This is a genomic window from Alcanivorax hongdengensis A-11-3 (genome assembly GCF_000300995.1).
GTDB lineage: Bacteria > Pseudomonadota > Gammaproteobacteria > Pseudomonadales > Alcanivoracaceae > Alcanivorax > Alcanivorax hongdengensis.
The window spans coordinates 1-629 of the sequence record NZ_AMRJ01000088.1; the positions used below are offsets into that span (position 1 = coordinate 1).

A 629-nucleotide genomic window follows, 5' to 3' on the forward strand; every position below is an offset into this window, starting at 1 on the left:
CGTGGCAAAGGAAAAGTTTGAACGTAATAAACCGCACGTAAACGTAGGCACCATTGGTCACGTTGACCATGGTAAAACCACCCTGACCGCAGCGCTGACTCGCGTGTGTGCGGAAGTCTGGGGCGGTTCTGCCGTTGCCTTCGACGGTATCGACAATGCGCCGGAAGAGCGTGAGCGTGGTATTACCATCGCGACCTCTCACGTGGAGTACGATTCCCCGACTCGTCACTACGCCCACGTAGACTGCCCCGGCCACGCCGACTATGTGAAGAACATGATCACCGGTGCGGCGCAGATGGACGGCGCTATTCTGGTTGTGTCCGCCGCTGACGGCCCCATGCCGCAGACCCGCGAGCACATCCTGCTGTCCCGTCAGGTAGGCGTACCGTTCATCGTTGTGTTCCTGAACAAGGCGGACATGGTCGATGACGAAGAGCTGCTCGAGCTGGTGGAAATGGAAGTTCGCGAACTGCTGAGCGACTACGACTTCCCGGGCGACGACACCCCGATCATCAAGGGTTCTGCCCTGAAGGCACTGGAAGGCGACACCAGCGAAATCGGCATGCCTGCCGTTCAGAAGCTGGTAGAGTGCCTGGACGAGTACATCCCGGAGCCGGAGCGTGCGGTAG

Annotated in this window: 1 protein-coding gene; it reads left to right on the top strand. The window is 59.6% G+C overall.

Annotation, left to right across the window (positions count from 1 at the left end):
- Position 1: 1 nt before the first annotated feature.
- Positions 2–629 (top strand): GTP-binding protein (locus tag A11A3_RS17175; protein ID WP_008930598.1); only part of this gene is annotated, 628 nt, incomplete at its 3' end.